Here is a 19,159-nt window from a genome sequence, read left to right on the forward strand (position 1 = left end):
ACTGGCGGGGGGCCGCAAGGGGTTTTTCGTCCCGCGCCACGAATTTTTTGGCCGCCTTTAGCTTGCCGTTGCGGCGGCTTTCACGCAGCGCGGACCATCGCTGTCGCAGGGTGCCGATCAGGGCAGGGCGGCGTCCTCAAGCCGCAGCTGGACCCGCGTGCGCCCACCCCAGGTGTTTAGCTCCAGCCGCCCGGCGGCGTGGACCGTGCCGCCGATCCGAGCCTCCAGCGCGGCCCCCATCGGCCCGTCGAATGCACCGAACGCGATTGCATCGAGGCTGCCGCCACCCGAGGCCAGCGTCAGTTTCAGATGTGTCTCGCCGACCCGCCGCGCGGCGCGCACCAGCATGTCGGGCAGCGCGAAGCGCGGGGCAGGGGCCGCGGCGCCATAGGGCCCCGCCGTCTCCAGCGCGGTGACAAGCTCGGGTGTCGCACCCGCGGGCATCAGCACACCGTCAAGACGCAGATCCCGCGGCCCCAGCGCACCCGCGCCCTGCCGCGCCATCAACTCGGACAGGCGGGCCATCGCGGCTTCCAGCCCGTCGCGGTGCAGGCTCAGTCCGGCCGCCATGCGGTGACCGCCGCCCTTCTCGATCAATCCCTCCGCCGCCAGCCGGTGCACGGATGCGCCGAGGTCGATCCCCGTCACCGACCGGCCCGACCCCTTGCCGTCCGCGCCGTCAAACCCAATCACCACGGCGGGGCGGTTCGTCGCTTCCTTCAGGCGGGCGGCGACAATGCCCACGACGCCGGGATGCCAGCCGTCGCCAGCCGCCCAAACGAGCGGCGCATCGAGGCCGCGCGCCTCGGCCTGCGCCATCGCGGCGGCGCGCACCGCGGCCTCGACCTCGCGGCGGTCGGTATTGAGCTGCTCAAGCCGCGCCGCCAGTCCTGCCGCTTCGGCCGGATCGTCGGTGGCCAGCAGCCGCGCCCCAAGATCCGCCGCTCCGATCCGCCCGCCTGCGTTGATCCGCGGCCCGAGCACATAGCCAAGGTGATAGGCCCCCGGCGCCACGTCCAGCCGCGCGCTGTCCGCCAGTGCAACGAGGCCGACGTTGCCGCGCCGCGCCATCACCTTCAGGCCCTGCCGCACCAGCGCGCGGTTCACCCCCACCAGCGGCGCCACGTCGGCCACCGTGGCCAGCGCCACCAGATCGAGCAGCGCCATCAGGTCAGGCCCTGCAACGCCCGCCGCGCGCAGCTGCCGGTTCGCCTCCACCAACATCAGGAACACGACACCCGCAGCGCACAGATGCCCCAGCGCACCGTCTTCGTCCGCACGGTTCGGATTGACCACCGCCAGCGCCGGCGGCAGCGTTTCGCCCCCGAGGTGATGGTCCAGCACCACCACGTCGGCCCCCGCTGCCGCTGCCACAGGTTCGTGGCTCAGCGTGCCGCAATCGACGCAGACGATCAGGTCATGGGCGGCCGCCAGCGCGGCCATCGCCGGCGCGTTCGGCCCGTAGCCCTCGTCGATCCGGTCGGGCACATAGAGCGTGGCCGCCACGCCAAGTCCGCGCAGCCAGCGCAGCAGCAGCGCGGCCGAGGCGCCGCCATCCACATCGTAATCGGCGAAGACGGCGACCCGCTGCCGACCGCGCGCGGCGGCGACCACGCGTTCGGCTGCCGCGCCCATGTCCTTCAGCACAAGCGGGTCGGGCAACAGATCCTTGAGGCGCGGATCCAGAAACGCCGCGGCGTCCTCGGGGGCGACGTCGCGCCGGGCCAGCACCGCGCACAGCGCGGGTGGCTGTCCGGTGCGCTGCGCCAGCGCCAGCGCGGCGCGTGCAGCCATGTCGTCCGGCCCGACCCAGCGCCGGCCGGAAAGCGACTGCGAGACCCCGAGAAAGGCCGCGTCGGCGGAGGCCGGTGCCGGATCGGCCATCAGCTGGTGGGGTTGCGATAGCTCATGCGCCGCACCGACCCGGTTTTGGACCGCATCAGGATCGTCTCGATCGTCACGTAGCCGACCTCGCGCTTGATGCCCGACACAAGCGAGCCGTCGGTCACGCCGCTGGCCGCGAAGATCACGTCATCCATCACCAACCCGTCAAGATCGTAAACCTTGTCCGGCTCGGTTATCCCGGCCTTGGCCGCGCGCCCGCGCTCGTCGTCATTGCGGAAAAGCAGCTTGCCGTAGATCTGCCCGCCAAGGCATTTCAGCGCGGCGGCGGCCAGAACCCCCTCGGGGGCGCCGCCCGATCCCATGTACATGTCGATCCCGGTCTTGATCGGGTCCGCGCAATGGATCACGCCGGCCACGTCGCCATCGGTGATCAGGCGGATCGCGCAACCGGTGCCGCGCAGTTCTGCCACCATGTCGTCATGGCGCGGACGCTCCAGCACGCAAACCGTGATGTCCTCCATCGACCCGCCCTTGGCGGCGGCCAACGCGGCGACCCGCTCCGCCGGGCTCATGCCCAGGGTGACCACGTCGCGCGGATAGCCGGGCCCGATCGCCAGCTTGTCCATGTAGACGTCCGGCGCGTGCAGCATCGACCCCTTGGGACCCATCGCGATCACCGTCAGCGCGTTCGGCATGTCCTTGGCGGTCAGCGTCGTGCCCTCCAGCGGATCGAGCGCGATGTCCACCGCCGGGCCGTCGCCGGTACCGACCTGCTCGCCAATATAAAGCATCGGAGCCTCGTCTCGCTCGCCCTCGCCGATGACCACGGTTCCGTCGATGTCGAGCATGTTGAGCTGCGTGCGCATGGCGTTGACCGCGGCCTGGTCCGCCGCCTTTTCGTCGCCGCGCCCGATCAGCCGGGCCGACGCCATCGCTGCCGCCTCCGACACGCGGGCGAGGCCAAGGGAAAGCATACGGTCATTGAAATCGGTGGGGGTCGTCATCGGTGTTCCTCGCTGTCACTCTGTCGGCACTGGTTACGCCGGGGCAGTTCGCGCTCCCGGTCTACACTTCTTCGATCCGGATCGCCACCGGCGCCGCGCTCAGAACGCCGGTTGAGTCAAATTTGGCCACCGCGTGGTCAAGCGCGTCGCGCGTGGCCTTGTGGGTGACGATCAGCACCGGCGCCGCGCCGGACGCGTGCCCATACTGCCGCATCCGGTCGATGCTGATACCGGCATCCCCCAGCGCGGTGGCGATGCGGGCCAGCGCGCCGGGCTTGTCCAACAGCGACAGGCGCAGGTAATAGGCCGCCGGCGCCGACGCGACCGCCGGGGTGGAGCCGACCAGCGTGGTCGCGGGCTGGCCGAACACCGGAAGGATCAGCCCGCGCGCGATGTCGATCACGTCCGACATCACCGCCGAGGCGGTTGGCCCTTCGCCCGCGCCCGCCCCGCGCAATACGATCTGTCCGCTGCTGTCGCCGTCGATCACCACCATGTTCGTCGCGTTGCGCAGCTGGCCCAGCGGCGACTTGCGCGGCACGAGGCAGGGCGTCATGCGCTGTTCCAGTCCGCGACCGGACGACATCTGCGCCACGCCCAGCAGTTTGATCCGGTAACCCATGTCGCCCGCGCGGGTGATGTCCTCGATCGTGATCCTGTCGATGCCCTCAAGTTGCACGCTGTCGAAATCGACCTGCGTGCCGAACGCGATGGACGCCAGCAATGCCAGCTTGTGCCCTGCGTCGATCCCGCCCACGTCAAGCTGCGGGTCCGCCTCGAGATAGCCGAGATCGGCCGCCTCCTTGAACACCTTGGCATAGGACAGCCCGGCGCTTTCCATGCGCGTCAGGATGTAATTGCAGGTACCGTTCATCACACCCATGATCCGCGTGACGCGGTTGCCCGCCAGCCCTTCGGTCAACGCCTTGACCACCGGGATGCCGCCCGCCACCGCCGCCTCGAACCGCAGCGCGACGCCCTTTGCCTCGGCCTGTTCGGCCAGCATCTGCCCGTGCACCGCCATCATCGCCTTGTTCGCGGTGACGACATGTTTGCCCCGCGCCAGCGCCGCGCGGGTCGCGGCCTTGGCCGGCCCGTCGGTGCCGCCCATCAGTTCCACCAGCACGTCCACGTCGTCGCGGGCCGCCAGCGCGACCGGGTCATCCTCCCAGGCATAACCGGACAGGTCGACGCCGCGATCCTTCTTCTGGCTGCGCGCGGACACCGCGCTCAGCGTGATGTCGCGGCCCGTGCGGGCGCGCAACAAATCGCCGTGCTGCTGCAGGATCTTCACCACGCCCACGCCCACGGTTCCAAGCCCGGCAATTCCAAGACGCAGGGGGGTGGTCATGTGCGGCGCTCCGTCAATGTCGTTATCGGTCGTCGGCGGTGTTATCCGGCTTTGCGAAGGGGCGCAACGCGAAGCGCGGGCCGGGACCGGTGAACGGGGGCCGGGACGAGGAGGCGGCACACATGCCGACACTTCGCTACGATACTCCTGCAGTATTCCTTGGAACGCCTTCACGGTCTCCGATGCGCCGAATGGCGCTTCAGCGCGGTTGAGCGCGCAACGCGTCCGCCCGACTGCGCAGCGCGCCGCCGCGCGCCTGCAACTCCGCCTCCGCGCCCTCGGTCGCGTTCGGCTGGCCCGCCGCATCCACGATCTGGTCCAGCGGGGCGATGCGTGGCATCTCCAGCCCGGCAGGGTCCGAAAACACTGGATCGTCCGGGAAACCTTCCGGCGCGCAGGCCGACAGGGCAATGAAAACAATGATTTTTCTCACAAGGCGCCGTCCTTTGCCGGTCTGCTGCGCGACCCTAGCACCGGGGGCGGGCGGCCCGCCAGTCCCGATGCCGAAGCCTCTCGCGCTTGGTGCGCGAATGGGGTAAGCGGCTGGCATGGAATCCGGTATCCTCTGCACGCTCACCCCGTCTCCCGCCCGCCGCGGCATCGCTGTCCTGTGCCTGTCCGCGGTGGCCGCGCTGCTGCTCTGGGTTGCTGTAACATCGCCGCCCAATGATCTGGGATGGCTGGCTTTTACCGTTGGAACCGGGGCGTTCATGCTGTGGTGCGCGTGGCAACTCTGGGCCGCGACCGCGCGCCGGATCGTTTTGACCCGAGAGGGTCTGTTCGACAGTTCGGGCGCCTGCCTCGCGCGGATCGACGACATCGCCAATGTCGACCGAGGCGTCTTCGCCTTCAAGCCGTCGGGCGGATTCGCGATCGTTCTGAAAACTCCGCTCGGACGCGACTGGGCACCGGGCCTTTGGTGGCGCTTCGGACGGCGGCTCGGTATCGGCGGGGTCACGCCGAACGCGCAGGGTAAGGTCTTGGCCGAAGCCATCACCCTGATGTTGATGGAAAAAAACGGTACCACCCTTTAGGGCATTCAAAAGTCATGAAATTGCTAGGGTTCCGTAACGCTCTCGCGTTAGGCTTGTGCCGAGGGCCGGTGTAACGGCCCCGCACCGCACAGGAAGGGACACCCATGACCAGTATGACCGACGGGACCGCGATCCGCGAACCCAGCTTCCGCGACAGCGTCAACCTCATGTTCAACCGCGCCGTGGCGCTGATGGATCTATCTCCCGGCCTGGAGGAGAAGATCCGCGTGTGCAACGCCACCTACACCGTGCGGTTCGGCGTGCGCCTGCGCGGGCAGATTCACACCTTCACCGGCTACCGGTCGGTCCATTCCGAACACATGGAACCCGTGAAGGGCGGCATCCGCTATGCGATGAATGTCAACCAGGACGAGGTGGAGGCGCTGGCAGCGCTGATGACCTTCAAGTGCGCGCTTGTGGAAACCCCGTTCGGCGGTTCCAAGGGTGGGCTGTGCATCGATCCACGGGCCTGGGAAGAACATGAACTTGAGCGCATAACACGAAGATTTGCTTACGAACTTGCCAAGCGCGACTTGATCAACCCGTCGCAGAACGTGCCCGCGCCCGACATGGGCACCGGCGAGCGGGAGATGGCCTGGATCGCCGATCAGTACCGGCGCATGAATACCACCGACATAAACGCCAATGCGTGCGTGACCGGCAAGCCGCTGCACGCGGGCGGCATCGCCGGCCGGGTCGAAGCGACGGGCCGCGGCGTGCAATATGCCCTGCGGGAGTTCTTCCGCCACCCCAAGGACGTGGCCGAGGCAGGCCTTTCCGGCAAGCTGGACGGCAAGCGCATCATCGTGCAGGGCCTTGGCAATGTCGGCTATCATGCAGCCAGTTTCCTGCGCTCAGAGGACGGGGCGAAGATCATCGGGATCATCGAACGCGACGGGGCTCTCTACGACGAACGCGGGCTGGACGTGGAAGCGGTGGCAGCCTGGATCAAGAAATACGGTGGAGTGAGCGATTTTCCTGACGCGACGCACAGCAAGGATGGCGCTGCGGTTCTGGAATCGGACTGCGACATCCTGATCCCGGCCGCGCTGGAGGGGGTGATCAACCTCAACAACGTCACGCGGATCAAGGCCAACCTGATCATCGAGGCTGCGAACGGGCCGATCACGGCGGGCGCCGACGAATACCTGCGCGAGAAGGGTGTGATCGTGATCCCTGACATGTACGCCAACGCAGGCGGGGTGACCGTTAGCTATTTCGAATGGGTCAAGAACCTGAGCCATATCCGGTTCGGGCGGATGCAGCGGCGCCAGGAAGAGGCCCGGCACCAGCTTGTGGTGGACGAACTGGAGCGGCTGGACAAGTACCTCGGTGATGCCTGGACGATGACGCCCGATTTCAAGACGAAGTACCTGCGCGGCGCGGACGAACTTGAACTGGTGCGCTCGGGGCTCGATGACACGATGCGCACGGCCTATCAGTCCATGCGAGAGGTGTGGCACAGCCGTGAGGACGTGACCGACCTGCGCGTTGCGGCCTATCTCGTGTCGATCGGACGGGTCGCGGCGAGCTATCGCGCGATGGGCCTTTAGGTCCGCGCCGCGCCGCAGGTCGGCCGCGCCCCGGATTTTGCCCGCTGGACACCGCAGGGGCGCGGGCGGCATAGTGCGTGCATGAGTCTCCCTCCCGGTTTTCTGGACGAACTGCGCAGCCGCACCAGCCTTGCTCACGTGGTCGGGCGCAAGGTCGCGTGGGATCCGCGCAAATCCAACCAGGGCAAGGGCGACATGTGGGCGCCTTGCCCTTTTCATCAGGAAAAGACCGCATCTTTTCATGTGGATGACCGCAAGGGGTTCTATTACTGCTTCGGCTGTCAGGCGAAGGGCGACGCCATCGGCTTCGTTCAGGAAACCGAGAACGTCGGCTTCATGGAGGCGGTCGAGATTCTCGCACGCGAGGCCGGGATGACCATGCCTGCCGCCGATCCGCAGGCGCGTGTGACGGCGGATCGCAATACCCGCCTGGCCGAGGTGATGGAGGAGGCCTTGCGCTTCTTCCGCTTGCAACTGTCCGCCAGCGCAGCCGGCGCTGCGCGCGACTATCTTTCGGGTCGGGGTCTGGGCGCTGAGGCGCTGAAACGGTTCGAGATCGGCTTCGCCCCGAACGGGCGCCACGCGCTCTGGCAGCACTTGACCGGCAAGGGCATCGCGGCCGACCTGATCGTAGAATGCGGCATGGCCATCGCCCCTGATGACGGCGGCGCGCCGTTTGACCGGTTCCGCGACCGCATCATGTTTCCAATCCGCGATCCGCGCGGGCGCTGCATTGCCTTTGGTGGGCGCGCCATGTCGCCGGAAGCGCGGGCGAAATACCTCAATTCGCCGGAAACGCCGCTCTTCGACAAGGGGCGCTCGCTCTACAATCACGGGCCCGCGCGCACTGCGGCGGGCAAGGCCGGGCCGCTGATTGTGGCCGAAGGCTATATGGACGTGATCGCGCTGGTGGAGGCGGGTTTCGGCGCAACCGTCGCGCCGCTGGGCACGGCGATCACAGCCAGCCAGCTTGAACTGCTTTGGCGCATCGCGCCCGAACCTGTGATCGCGCTGGACGGGGACAAGGCCGGGCTGCGCGCGGCCATGCGTTTGATCGACATTGCGCTTCCGCTGCTCAAGCCCGGCCACGGTCTGCGCTTCGCGCTTTTGCCCGAAGGGCAGGACCCGGACGACCTGCTGCGCGCACAGGGCCCGGCGGCGATGCAGGGTGCTCTCGACGGAGCGATGACGATGGTGCGCCTGCTGTGGCAGCGCGAAACCGAGGGGCAGGTCTTCGACAGCCCCGAACGGCGCGCTGGCCTAGACAAGCGGTTGCGGGAACTGACCGAGAAGATCCCAGACCAGAGCCTGAAACATCACTACCGGCAGGAACTGCGCGACCTGCAATGGCAGACGTTCCGCCCCGCTCGCAGGACCGGGCGCAAGCCGGGCGCGGGCGGCTGGCAGGTGGACCACGCCGCCACCCAGAGCCTGAGACGGTCGCTCTTGGCTGCCGCGGACACCGCGCAGGTGGAGACCGAACTGCGCGAACGGGTGATCCTGGCGACAGTGATCTGCACGCCCGCCATTCTCGATACCCATGCCGACGCGCTGGCCGACCTGCCGCTTGGATCATCGGACCATGCCGCACTGCGGGCCGCGATCCTGGACTGGCATGCCCGGCCGCAGGGCACGCTGCGCGAACGGCTTTCGCAGGTCGTGGGCGCGCAGGCCCTTGAAACCTTGATGGGGCATGCGCATGTCGCGCTGGTTCCGGCAGTGCGCAATCCCGGCAACACGGAGTTGGCCGCGCTTGGCCTTGCCGAGGAACTGGGCAAGCTGGCTGCCGCCCGCGGCCATGCCGAGGAATTGCGCGAGGCGGTCGAGGACATCGACGGTCCGGTTCCCGATCGGGTCGTCTGGCGGCTTGTTCAGGCGACCGAGGCGCGCAACCGCGCGACGCGGCAGTCGCTGGACGACCGCACGGAATACGATACAGGCACCAACGGTGCCAAACTCAACAAGGATGAAAGGTCGGCCTTCGATCAGCTGATTCGTGACATAGACTTCACTAAATCCCGCGACCGCAGCCATTGATTCGGTATTTTATGGGGGAAATGTCAAAAAAAACCGCTTAGACACGGGCGCGAATCACTTGGGCGACCTATGTGATTCTCGTATCACCTGACGCGACGCACCGACGCCAGCAAGGAGCCCCGAATGGCCGCCAAGGACACTGACGATCGAAAGCAGGACAATTCCGATGCGGAGCCGATGCTCGACATGAGCCAGGCCGCGGTCAAGAAGATGATCGCCGAGGCCCGAGAACGCGGCTTCATAACCTACGATCAACTCAACCAAGTCCTGCCGCCCGATCAGGTGTCTTCGGAGCAGATCGAGGACGTGATGTCGATGCTGTCCGAGATGGGCATCAACATCATCGAGGAAGAAGAGGCCGAGGAGGGTGATGGCAAGACAACCGACCTCGTGACCACCGGCGGTTCCCGCGAGGTTGCCGTTGCCCAGACCGAAACCGAGAAGCTGGACCGTACCGACGACCCGGTGCGCATGTACCTGCGCGAGATGGGGTCGGTCGAACTGCTTTCGCGCGAGGGCGAGATCGCCATCGCCAAGCGGATCGAGGCCGGCCGGAACACCATGATCGCGGGGCTGTGCGAAAGCCCGCTGACCTTCCAGGCGATCACAATCTGGCGCGATGAACTGCTGTCCGAGGACATTCTGCTGCGCGATGTGATCGATCTTGAAACCACCTTCGGCAATGCGATGGACGAAGACGGCGAGGCCGCCGTCGAACCCGTCGTCGCGCCGCTGGGCGACGCTGCGCCAGCTGCCAAGGAGGACAAGAGCCAGCAGGAGGAATACGACGCCGACGGCAACCCCATCCAGCGCGAGGACGACGACGAGGACGACGATCAGGCCAACATGTCGCTGGCCGCGATGGAAGCCGCTCTGAAGCCGCGCGTGCTGGAAACGCTGGACCGGATCGCGCTGGACTACGAAACGCTGGCCGAGATCCAGGAGCGCCGGATGAACGCCACGCTGGCGGGCGACGACGGGTTCAGCGATGCAGACGAGGAAATCTACCAGAAGCTGCGGTCGGAAATCGTGGAACTGGTCAACGGGCTGCACCTGCACGCCAACCGGATCGAGGCGCTGATCGACCAGTTGTACGGCATCAACCGCCGGATCATGTCGATCGACGGCGCCATGGTGAAGCTGGCCGACCAGGCGCGGATCAACCGGCGCGACTTCATCGATGCCTATCGCGGAGCCGAACTCGACCCGAACTGGGTGGACCGGATGAAGGCCAATGCCGGGCGCGGCTGGCAGGCGCTGTTCGAACGTTCGCATGTGAAGGTTGATGAATTGCGCGCCGAGATGGTCCAGGTCGGCCAGTATGTCGGGCTCGACATCACGGAATTCCGGCGGATCGTGCAGCAGGTCCAGAAGGGCGAGAAGGAAGCGCGGCAAGCCAAGAAGGAAATGGTCGAAGCCAACCTGCGTCTGGTGATCTCGATTGCCAAGAAGTACACGAACCGCGGCCTGCAATTCCTTGATCTTATTCAGGAAGGCAATATCGGCTTGATGAAGGCGGTGGACAAGTTCGAATACCGCCGCGGCTACAAGTTCTCGACCTACGCGACATGGTGGATCAGGCAGGCGATCACACGCTCGATCGCGGATCAGGCGCGCACGATCCGCATTCCGGTGCACATGATCGAGACGATCAACAAGCTGGTGCGCACCGGCCGCCAGATGCTGCACGAGATCGGCCGCGAAGCGACGCCCGAGGAACTGGCCGCCAAGCTTCAGATGCCGCTGGAGAAGGTCCGCAAGGTGATGAAGATCGCCAAGGAGCCGATCAGCCTCGAGACGCCGATCGGCGACGAGGAAGACAGCCAGCTTGGCGACTTCATCGAGGACAAGAATGCGATCCTGCCGCTGGACAGTGCGATTCAGGACAACCTGAAGGAAACGACGACGCGGGTTCTGGCCAGCCTTACCCCGCGCGAGGAACGGGTGCTTCGGATGCGCTTTGGCATAGGCATGAACACCGACCACACGCTTGAGGAGGTAGGCCAGCAGTTCAGCGTCACCCGCGAACGGATCCGTCAGATCGAGGCGAAGGCGCTGCGCAAGCTCAAGCATCCCAGCCGGTCGCGCAAGCTGCGCTCGTTCCTAGATCAGTAAGGAAGTCGTTGAATGTCGATCCTGTCCCGCCTGTTCGGAAAGGGCCCTGAGAAGTCGCCCGAGGCTGCGCCTTCGGCGGAGCCCGTTCGGCACGACGGCTATGACATCCATCCGGAACCTATCAACGAAAGCGGCAAGTGGCGCGTTGCCGCGCGGATCGTAAAGGTGGTGGACGGGGTGGAGAAGACACACCGCCTGATCCGGGCCGACACGCTGGACAGCGCCGACGCGGCGGCGGCGGCCAGTCTTGCCAAGGCACGGCAGGTGATCGACGAACAGGGCGACCGGATGTTCGACTGATCCGGTATCCAGTCCTTGAGCGGGCAGGGCGATGCAGACCAGTTTCACGATTCGGACACGCGGTCCGGGGCTTTATGAGTTCGGCCGAGACGTGGCCTCGTGGGTGTCGGGCACAGGGCTGCTGACGCTGTTCGTGCGCCATACATCTTGCTCGCTTCTGGTGCAGGAAAACGCCGACCCGGATGTTCAGCGCGATCTCCAGGCGTTCTTTCGTCGCCTCGTGCCGGCGGCCGACGATCCGTCGATGCGCTATCTGGTGCACCGCAACGAAGGGCCAGACGATATGCCTGCCCACATCAAGGCGTCGATGCTTCCGGTCAGCCTGTCGATCCCGGTGATCGACGGTCGGCTTGCGCTTGGAACCTGGCAAGGCATCTACCTTTTCGAACATCGGGCCGCGCCACACCGCAGGACTGTTGCGGCGCATCTTGCCTTGGACGGTTCCGTTCGCGCAGCGCCGGGCGTATGATCGCTTTATGACCCATGCAATCCGCCTTTCCGGTCGCGCCGTTCTGCTTTTCGCCTTGCTGCTGGCCGGGTGCGCCGCGCTCACCGGGCCGCAACCGTCCTTCGTGGCGCGCAACGACCTGCGCATCTACCAGCTATCGGCAGGGCGGTTCGAAGTCCTGGCCCGGCCCGGCACGTCGGGGGGCGACTATTTCTGTGCCGCCGGGGAATACGCCCGGATCATGCGCAACGCCCGCGGCGCGCAACGCGTCGTCGTCACGGACCCGGACGGCCCCAGCCAGACGGTGGCGGGCGGGCGCAGCATGGTGTTCGAGATTGCGCCGCAAGGCCCGCGGACCCTACCGCTGGTGACCAACGCCCCGATGAACCGGCGCGGGGCGTCCTTCACGGTGGCCTTCGCCCAGTCGCTGTGCTGGGAAGGGCGCGGCGTGGGCTTCACGTTCAACTGACACGAGCGGTTCACGGCACACGGGGCACCTTTGCGCCTGCGGCGCCGTTGATCTTGCGTCCGAAAATCGGGGCTACCCAATTTGTGGTAAGGTGCCTATAGTCCTAGACACGGAGGGCAAGACCCTCGCAAGGAGAGGTCACATGCGCTGTCCCTTTTGCGGAAACGTCGACACGCAGGTCAAGGATTCACGTCCCGCCGAAGATCATGTGGCGATCCGCAGGCGCAGGTATTGTCCCGAATGCGGCGGGCGCTTCACCACGTATGAACGGGTTCAGTTGCGCGACCTCGTGGTGATCAAGTCCAACGGCCGCCGCGAGGATTTCGACCGCGACAAGCTGGAACGGTCTATCCGCATCGCGCTCCAGAAACGTCCCATCGAGCCCGAACGCATGGAAAAGATGATCTCGGGCATCGTACGGCGGCTGGAAAGCCTGGGCGAACAGGACATCCCGTCGCGCACCATCGGCGAGATCGTGATGGAGACGCTGGCTCGGATCGACACCGTGGCCTATGTGCGCTTTGCCAGCGTCTACAAGAACTTCCAGGCGGCAGACGATTTCGACCGTTTCGTGTCGGAATTGCGGCCCGAAACACCTCCCGAAACGTGACCGGGGGCGCGGCCCGCGACACGCGCTTCATGGCTTTGGCGCTTGCGCTCGGGCAGCGCGGACAGGGTCGGTGCTGGCCGAACCCTGCGGTGGGCTGCGTCCTCGTGCAGAGCGAGCGGATCGTCGGGCGCGGGTGGACCCAGCCGGGCGGGCGGCCCCATGCCGAAACCGTGGCGCTTGCGCAAGCCGGGCAAGCGGCCGAGGGCGCCACGGCCTTTGTTTCACTCGAACCCTGCGCGCATCACGGAAAGACACCGCCCTGTTGCGACGCGCTGGTCGCGGCGCGGGTCGGTCGGGTCGTGATCGCGCTGCGCGACCCCGATCCGCGCGTCGATGGCGGCGGCGTGGCGCGCATTCGCGCGGCCGGAATCCCGGTGACCGAAGGCGTCTGCGCGGCCGAGGCCGAGATCGCCCATTTCGGGTTTCTGTCCCGCCAGAGGCGCGGGCGCCCCGCGCTGACGCTCAAGCTGGCAGGCAGTTTCGACGGGCGCATCGCCACCGCATCGGGCGAAAGCCGCTGGATCACCGGGCCCGCCGCCCGCCGCCACGTCCATGCCCTGCGCGCCCGGCACGACGCGGTCATGGTCGGGGGCGGCACCGCGCGGGCTGACGATCCGTCGCTTACCGTGCGGGACCTCGGAATGGCGCACCAACCGGTGCGGGTCATCGTGTCCCGTCGGCTCGACCTGCCGGAGGACGGCGTGATGGCGCGCGGCGCGGGCACAGCGCCGCTCTGGTTGCTTCATGGTCCCGACGCACCCGCCGACCGGATCGCCCGCTGGCAGAACCGCGGCGCGCGCTGCATGGTCGTTCAGCCCGGCGCGGACCGGCAGATCGACCCGGCGGCTTGCCTGGCGGCGCTTGGTGCGGCGGGGATCAACAGCGTGTTCTGCGAAGGCGGCGGCGCCTTCGGGGCCTCGCTTCTGGCGGCGGGGGTGGTGGACGACCTGATCGGCTACACTGCCGGACTGATCCTCGGGGCCGAAGGCTGGCCGGGGCTTGGCGCGATGGGCATTTCCGCACTGAATCAGGCCCCGCGGTTCGCGCTGGTTGAAACCCGCGCGCTCGGCGACGATATTCTTCATCACTGGCGGCGGCGTGCCCTGTCTGCCCCGACTTGACAACAGGACCTGCCGTGGCCGCCATTATCCAGATCGACGCGCTGAGCAAGACCTATGGCAGCGGTTTCCAGGCGCTCAGGGATGTGGACCTTTCCATCGAAGAGGGCGAGATCCTTGCCCTGCTGGGACCGAATGGCGCGGGCAAGACCACGCTCATCTCGAGCATCTGCGGGATTACCCGGCCAACCTCCGGGCAGATCCGTGTGGGTGGGTATGACGTCCTGGCAGACTACCGGGCGGCGCGGCGGCTGATCGGGCTCGTGCCGCAGGAAATCGTGCTGGAGCCCTTCACCAAGGTGCGCGACACGATTGCCTTCTCGCGCGGGATCTTCGGGCTGCCGCCCGATCCCGCGCGGGTCGAACAGGTTCTGCGCCGCCTGTCGCTGTGGGACAAGAAAGATGCCATGGCACGCGAGCTTTCGGGCGGGATGCGCCGCCGCGTGATGATCGCCAAGGCGCTGGCCCATGACCCGCGAGTGCTGTTCCTCGACGAGCCGACCGCAGGCGTGGACGTGGAGCTGCGCCGCGACATGTGGGACATCGTGCGCGCCCTCAAGGCGGACGGCGTGACGATCATCCTGACGACCCACTACATCGAAGAAGCCGAGGCGATCGCCGACAGGGTCGGCGTGATCAACGGTGGGCGCATCCTGCTGATGGAAGAAAAGGCGCGGCTGATGAGACGGCTGGGCAAGAAGACGCTGCGCATGGAACTGCGCGCGCCGCTGCCCGATTTGCCGGCCGCGCTGACGGGCAAAGGGCTGGATCTGGAACCGGGCGGGCAGGCGCTGCTGCACAGCTACGACGCCAATGACGGCGTGGACATTGCGCCGCTGCTGGCCGATGTCACGGCGGCGGGGCTCGGGCTGCGGGACGTGCAGACGCGGGAAAGCTCGCTCGAGGATATCTTCGTCGACCTGCTGAAGGACACCGCATGAACGGCCACGCCATCTGGACGATGTACCGCCACGAGATGGCGCGCTTCAACCGCACGCTCGGCCAGAGCCTGCTGTCGCCTGTGCTGTCCACATCGCTTTACTTCGTGGTGTTCGGGGCCGCGCTCGGCTCCCGGATCGACGAGGTGGAGGGCGTGGCCTATGGCGCATTCATCGTGCCCGGCCTCGTGATGCTGTCGGTGATGACGCAATCCATTTCGAACGCTTCGTTCGGCATCTACTTCCCGAAATTCATCGGGACGATCTACGAACACCTGTCGGCACCGGTCAGTTTTCTCGAAATCGTCATCGGTTATGTCGGCGCCGCAGCCACCAAGGCGCTGATCGTCGGGCTGATCATCCTCGGCACCGCTTTCTTTTTCGTCGACCTTACGATCCTGCACCCCGCGGCCATGCTGGCTTTCCTGCTGCTGACATGCATCTCCTTCAGCCTGCTGGGCTTCATCATTGGCCTGTGGGCGCAGAATTTCGAGCAGCTTCAACTGGTCCCGCTGCTGATCATCACGCCGCTGGTATTCCTCGGGGGCAGTTTCTATTCCATCACCATGCTTCCGCCAATCTGGCAGACCGTGTCGCTGTTCAACCCGGTGGTCTACCTGATCTCGGGGTTCCGCTGGGCGTTCTTCGGGCAGTCCGATATCGCGGTCGGTTGGTCGCTGGCGGCGATCGCCCTGTTCACGATGGCCTGCGTGAGCGTCGTGGCATGGATCTTCCGTACCGGCTGGCGCCTTCGCGACTGACAGCCGGGGCTGGCAGGGTCGAAGGGTGTTGCGGAGCCGCTTGTCGGGTCAGCCGATGGCCGGTTTCGCCCAAGACGGCAGCCGCGTGCTCTGAACCAACGAGACGGACGGCGCATAGCGCCCGCCAAGCGCCAGCGTCGCGGCGCGCAGCATCTCGATCCCGTCCTCGGATTTCGTCGGCAGCGCCGATGGCGAGATCGGCTCTCCCACCGTGATGCGATAGGGCTGGCGGTGCTTGTTCAGCGTCTCGTGGAACAACGTTATGTCGCGCAGCGTGGGATGCATCAGGTCGAACAGGTAGAACAGCGCCGAGTTGCGCGCGCGGATGTTGACCGGGATCACCGGCAGGTCGAACTTGCGCGCGATCATCGCGGCCGAGGCCATCCACGGCCGTTCGAACAGCCGCAGCCCGCGCCGCTTGGCCAGCCGCCCGGACGGGAAGATCACGCCCAGCCTGCCTGCATCTACCGCCTTGCGGGTATAGGCCATGGTTTCGCGCGTCTTGGCATGGGTGCGTTTCTCCAGCCGCCATTCGACCGGGCAGATAAGGCTGTCCATCTGCGGCAACACGCGCAGGATGTCGCTGTTGGCATAGAAGAACGCATCACCCCGCGCGCGGGCGATCACGCTGTTCAGGATGATGCCGTCGGCGATCCCGGTGGGATGGTTCGCCACGACCAGCGCGGCCCCGCGGGCGGGCAGGTTGCCCAGCCCCGACACTTCCACATCCTTGGCCAGAAGTGCGCCCATCGTCGCCATGATCTCGGGCATGGAGCGGTCCTGAAGGTACTCGCCCAGCCGCACGGTGCGGTCGTATCCCAGCATCCGCATCAGCACCGCGCGCGACGGAGCGGACCACGGGTGATTGGCATAGAGCCACGGCGCACGCTCTGCGATCAGGGGGTCGAGTCTGTCTTTCATCGGGCTACCAAACCACGGTTTTGCGAAACCTGTGTGACCAAGTTAGCCCAACACGCGGGCAACATAAAGGTTCCCCTCACGCCCCCCGGATGCGGTTGACCATTTCGCCGGTGTCACGCGACAGGCCGGGCGTCGCAGCGATCCGCTCCAGAGCATCGGCGATCAGCGCCTGCCGGTCCGCGTCATAGCGGCGCCATGTCTCGAACACCGTGGTCATCCTCGCGGCGGTCTGCGGGTTCACCGGATCCAGACGGATCAGCCAGTCCGCCATCAGCGTGTAGGCGGCGCCGGACGGGTGGTGGAATCCCGCGGCATTGGCGGCCAGCGCGCCCAGCACCGCGCGGAAGCGGTTGGGGTTCTTCCAGTCGAAATCGGGGTGCGCAGTCAGCCTCGTTGCGACATCCGCCGCGTCTTGCGGCTGCGCGAGACCGGGTTGCAGGCCGAACCACTTGTCCAGCACCAGCCGGTCCCCGCGCCACTGGTCGTAGAAAGCGGCCAAGGCGTCCTCGCCGCGTCCGCGCCGCACCAGAGCGGCAAGGCCCGCAAGCTGCTGGGTCATGTTGTCCGCCGCCGCGAACTGTGTCGCGGCCCGCGCCGCCCCGTCCCGGCGACTGAGCAGCGAGAGTGCGCCATTGGCTAGCGCGCGGCGGCCCGCCGCCGACGCATCGGGGCTGTAGGGGCCGGGAACCTGCATTGCATCGTAAATCGTGGCAAGTCGCTGTTCCAGCACCTCGGCCATTGCATCGGCCATCGCCTCGCAGGCCGCGTGGATCGCGCCGGGGTCCGGGGTCACCCCGGCGTCGAACAGGCTTTGGGCCAGATCGTCCTGTCCCGGCAAATGCAGCGCCAGCGCGCGGAACGCGGGGTCGAGGGAGTCGTCGTCCAGCAGCAGCCCCAGCGCTTCGATGAACGCGGCATCGGGTGCGGCACCGTCCGTCACCATGCGCATCAGCGCATCCTTGGCCAGCGCGCGCCCGGCTTCCCAGCGGTTGAACGGGTCGGTGTCATGGGCCAGCAGGAAGGCGCGTTCGGCATTGTCCGCGGAGCGCGTCAGGATCACCGGCGCGGAAAACCCGCGCAGGAGCGATGGCACCGGCCGCGCCGACAGCCCGTCGAAAGCGAAGCTCTGCTCCGCCTCGGTCATTTCGAGCAACGTGGTCGACACCACCTCCTCGCCACTCGGGGCAAGAAGCCCGACCGCGACCGGGATCACCAGCGGGTCTTTGTCCGGCTGGCCCGGAGTGGGCGGCGTGTGCTGTCGGAAATGCAGCGTGTAGCGCCCGTCCTCGAAACTGTCCGTCACATCGAGCCGCGGCGTGCCGGCCTGCGAATACCAGCGCTTGAACTGGCGCAGGTCGCGCCCGGTCGTGTCCTCGAACACGGCGATCCAGTCCTCGATCGTGCAGGCTTGGCCGTCATGCCGTTCGAAATACAGCTGCAGCGCGCGGTCATATGCCTGCGCGCCGACAAGGCGGCGCAGCATCCCGATCAGCTCGGCCCCCTTCTCGTAGACGGTGGCGGTGTAGAAATTGTTGATCTCGACGAAGCTCTCGGGCCGGACGGGGTGCGCCAGCGGGCCGTTGTCCTCGCGGAACTGCCGCCCACGCAGGGCCAGCACGTCATCGATCCGCTTGACCGGCGCACTGCGTTCGTCCGCGCTGAACTGCTGGTCGCGAAAAACGGTGAGCCCTTCCTTCAGGCACAACTGGAACCAGTCGCGGCAAGTGATCCGGTTGCCCGTCCAGTTGTGGAAATACTCGTGCGCGATGATCGACTCTATGCGTTCGAAATTGGCATCGGTCGCGGTGTCCGGGCTGGCCAGCACGGCGGAGGCGTTGAAGATGTTCAGCCCCTTGTTCTCCATCGCGCCCATATTGAAATCGTCCACCGCGACGATGTTGAAAACATCGAGATCGTATTCCCGCCCATAGACCCGTTCATCCCAGACCATCGACCGCTTCAACGCGTCCATGCCGAAAGCGCATTTGTGCAGATCGCCCTCGCGCACCCATATCGCGAGTTCCACGTCGCGGCCCGACCGGGTGGTGAACCTGTCCCGGTGCGCCACGAGATTGCCGGCAACCAGTGCAAACAGGTAGGCGGGCTTGGGCCAGGGATCATGCCATTCGGACCAGCCCGGCCCGCTGCCCGACGGGTTGCCGTTGGACAGAAGCACCGGCGCGTCGCCCTCTATGCGCACCGTGAACGGGGCCATCACATCGGGCCGGTCGGGGTAATATGTGATCTTGCGAAAACCCTCCGCTTCGCATTGGGTGCAGTACATCCCGCCAGATAGATAAAGCCCCTCCAGCGCGGTGTTGGCCTGCGGGTCGATCTCCACCTCGGCTTCCCAGGTGAAAGGACGGTCCGGCACATCGCAGACGATGCCGCCTTCGACCGGCGTCGGCGAGACTGGCTGTCCGTCGATCCGAACCGAGATCGTCGTCAGCGCCTCGCCATGCAGGAAGAATGGCCCGGGCGCGTCCGGGTTCGGGCGAAACAGGATGCGGGACACCACCCGCGTGGACGACGGCGCAAGGCGGAAGGTCAGGTGTACGTCATCCACCCAGTAGGCGGGCGGCGTATAGTCGGCCAGATAGATCGTCTTGGGGGCTGGATCGCGCATCGCTCTCTCCGCTTGGGGCTGCTCAAGGT

At 66.5% G+C, this 19,159-nt stretch carries 17 protein-coding genes; 11 read left to right on the forward strand and 6 right to left on the reverse strand.

The features are described from left to right. Positions 1-117: 117 nt before the first annotated feature. The 4 genes from recJ to DKT77_RS08120 all read right to left on the reverse strand — a co-directional run bounded on the left by recJ (position 118) and on the right by DKT77_RS08120 (position 4,633). Positions 118-1,884, reverse strand: coding sequence for a single-stranded-DNA-specific exonuclease RecJ (gene recJ, locus DKT77_RS08105; protein ID WP_109811201.1), 1,767 nt, complete (start codon positions 1,882-1,884; stop codon positions 118-120). After that, positions 1,884-2,849: a class II fructose-bisphosphatase gene (gene glpX, locus DKT77_RS08110; protein WP_109811202.1), complete on the reverse strand. Its 966-nt coding sequence runs from the start codon at positions 2,847-2,849 to the stop codon at positions 1,884-1,886. The genes recJ and glpX overlap by 1 nt, the downstream gene beginning before the upstream one ends. Before the next feature lie 61 nt (positions 2,850-2,910). After that, positions 2,911-4,200 (reverse strand): homoserine dehydrogenase, encoded by a 1,290-nt coding sequence (locus DKT77_RS08115; RefSeq protein ID WP_109811203.1) that lies wholly within the window; start codon positions 4,198-4,200, stop codon positions 2,911-2,913. A 199-nt stretch (positions 4,201-4,399) separates the two neighbouring features. Further along, on the reverse strand, positions 4,400-4,633 hold the full coding sequence (locus DKT77_RS08120; protein WP_109811204.1) for a hypothetical protein: 234 nt from the start codon (positions 4,631-4,633) through the stop codon (positions 4,400-4,402). Between the two features lie 115 nt (positions 4,634-4,748). Between DKT77_RS08120 and DKT77_RS08125 the strand changes: the two genes are divergently transcribed. The 11 genes from DKT77_RS08125 (at position 4,749) to DKT77_RS08175 (ending at position 15,583) form a co-directional block, all read left to right on the forward strand. Then, positions 4,749-5,234, forward strand: coding sequence for a hypothetical protein (locus DKT77_RS08125; RefSeq protein WP_109811205.1), 486 nt, complete (start codon positions 4,749-4,751; stop codon positions 5,232-5,234). 104 nt (positions 5,235-5,338) lie between these two features. Then, positions 5,339-6,787 (forward strand): Glu/Leu/Phe/Val family dehydrogenase, encoded by a 1,449-nt coding sequence (locus tag DKT77_RS08130; RefSeq protein WP_109811206.1) that lies wholly within the window; start codon positions 5,339-5,341, stop codon positions 6,785-6,787. An 81-nt stretch (positions 6,788-6,868) separates the two neighbouring features. Further along, on the forward strand, positions 6,869-8,824 hold the full coding sequence (gene dnaG, locus DKT77_RS08135) for a DNA primase (protein WP_109811207.1): 1,956 nt from the start codon (positions 6,869-6,871) through the stop codon (positions 8,822-8,824). 123 nt (positions 8,825-8,947) lie between these two features. Next, entirely contained in the window at positions 8,948-10,939 is a 1,992-nt protein-coding gene (rpoD, locus tag DKT77_RS08140) for an RNA polymerase sigma factor RpoD (protein ID WP_109811208.1), read from the forward strand. A 12-nt stretch (positions 10,940-10,951) separates the two neighbouring features. Continuing rightward, positions 10,952-11,239, forward strand: coding sequence for an HlyU family transcriptional regulator (locus DKT77_RS08145; RefSeq protein ID WP_109811209.1), 288 nt, complete (start codon positions 10,952-10,954; stop codon positions 11,237-11,239). 31 nt (positions 11,240-11,270) lie between these two features. Continuing rightward, a complete protein-coding gene (locus tag DKT77_RS08150; protein WP_109811210.1) occupies positions 11,271-11,708 on the forward strand; it encodes a secondary thiamine-phosphate synthase enzyme YjbQ in 438 nt (145 codons plus the stop codon). Positions 11,709-11,715: 7 nt separating this feature from the next. Then, complete coding sequence (locus DKT77_RS08155; protein WP_109811211.1) at positions 11,716-12,156, forward strand: hypothetical protein; 441 nt, start codon at positions 11,716-11,718, stop codon at positions 12,154-12,156. A 142-nt stretch (positions 12,157-12,298) separates the two neighbouring features. Further along, positions 12,299-12,766: a transcriptional regulator NrdR gene (gene nrdR / locus DKT77_RS08160; protein WP_109811212.1), complete on the forward strand. Its 468-nt coding sequence runs from the start codon at positions 12,299-12,301 to the stop codon at positions 12,764-12,766. Continuing rightward, positions 12,763-13,887, forward strand: coding sequence for a bifunctional diaminohydroxyphosphoribosylaminopyrimidine deaminase/5-amino-6-(5-phosphoribosylamino)uracil reductase RibD (ribD, locus tag DKT77_RS08165; protein WP_338016073.1), 1,125 nt, complete (start codon positions 12,763-12,765; stop codon positions 13,885-13,887). The genes nrdR and ribD overlap by 4 nt, the downstream gene beginning before the upstream one ends. Before the next feature lie 14 nt (positions 13,888-13,901). Continuing rightward, positions 13,902-14,825 carry an ABC transporter ATP-binding protein gene (locus DKT77_RS08170; RefSeq protein WP_109811213.1) on the forward strand — a complete coding sequence of 308 codons (924 nt, stop codon included), beginning with the start codon at positions 13,902-13,904 and terminating at the stop codon, positions 14,823-14,825. Then, entirely contained in the window at positions 14,822-15,583 is a 762-nt protein-coding gene (locus DKT77_RS08175; RefSeq protein ID WP_109811214.1) for an ABC transporter permease, read from the forward strand. Before DKT77_RS08170 ends, DKT77_RS08175 begins: the two co-directional genes overlap by 4 nt. A 48-nt stretch (positions 15,584-15,631) precedes the next feature. Here DKT77_RS08175 and DKT77_RS08180 read toward each other — a convergent pair whose 3' ends face one another. Next, a complete protein-coding gene (locus DKT77_RS08180; RefSeq protein ID WP_109811215.1) occupies positions 15,632-16,504 on the reverse strand; it encodes a lysophospholipid acyltransferase family protein in 873 nt (290 codons plus the stop codon). A 76-nt stretch (positions 16,505-16,580) separates the two neighbouring features. Beyond that, positions 16,581-19,130 (reverse strand): aminopeptidase N, encoded by a 2,550-nt coding sequence (gene pepN, locus DKT77_RS08185; protein ID WP_109811216.1) that lies wholly within the window; start codon positions 19,128-19,130, stop codon positions 16,581-16,583. Between the last annotated feature and the right edge of the window lie 29 nt (positions 19,131-19,159).

This window comes from Meridianimarinicoccus roseus (assembly GCF_003172915.1).
Taxonomy (GTDB): domain Bacteria; phylum Pseudomonadota; class Alphaproteobacteria; order Rhodobacterales; family Rhodobacteraceae; genus Meridianimarinicoccus; species Meridianimarinicoccus roseus.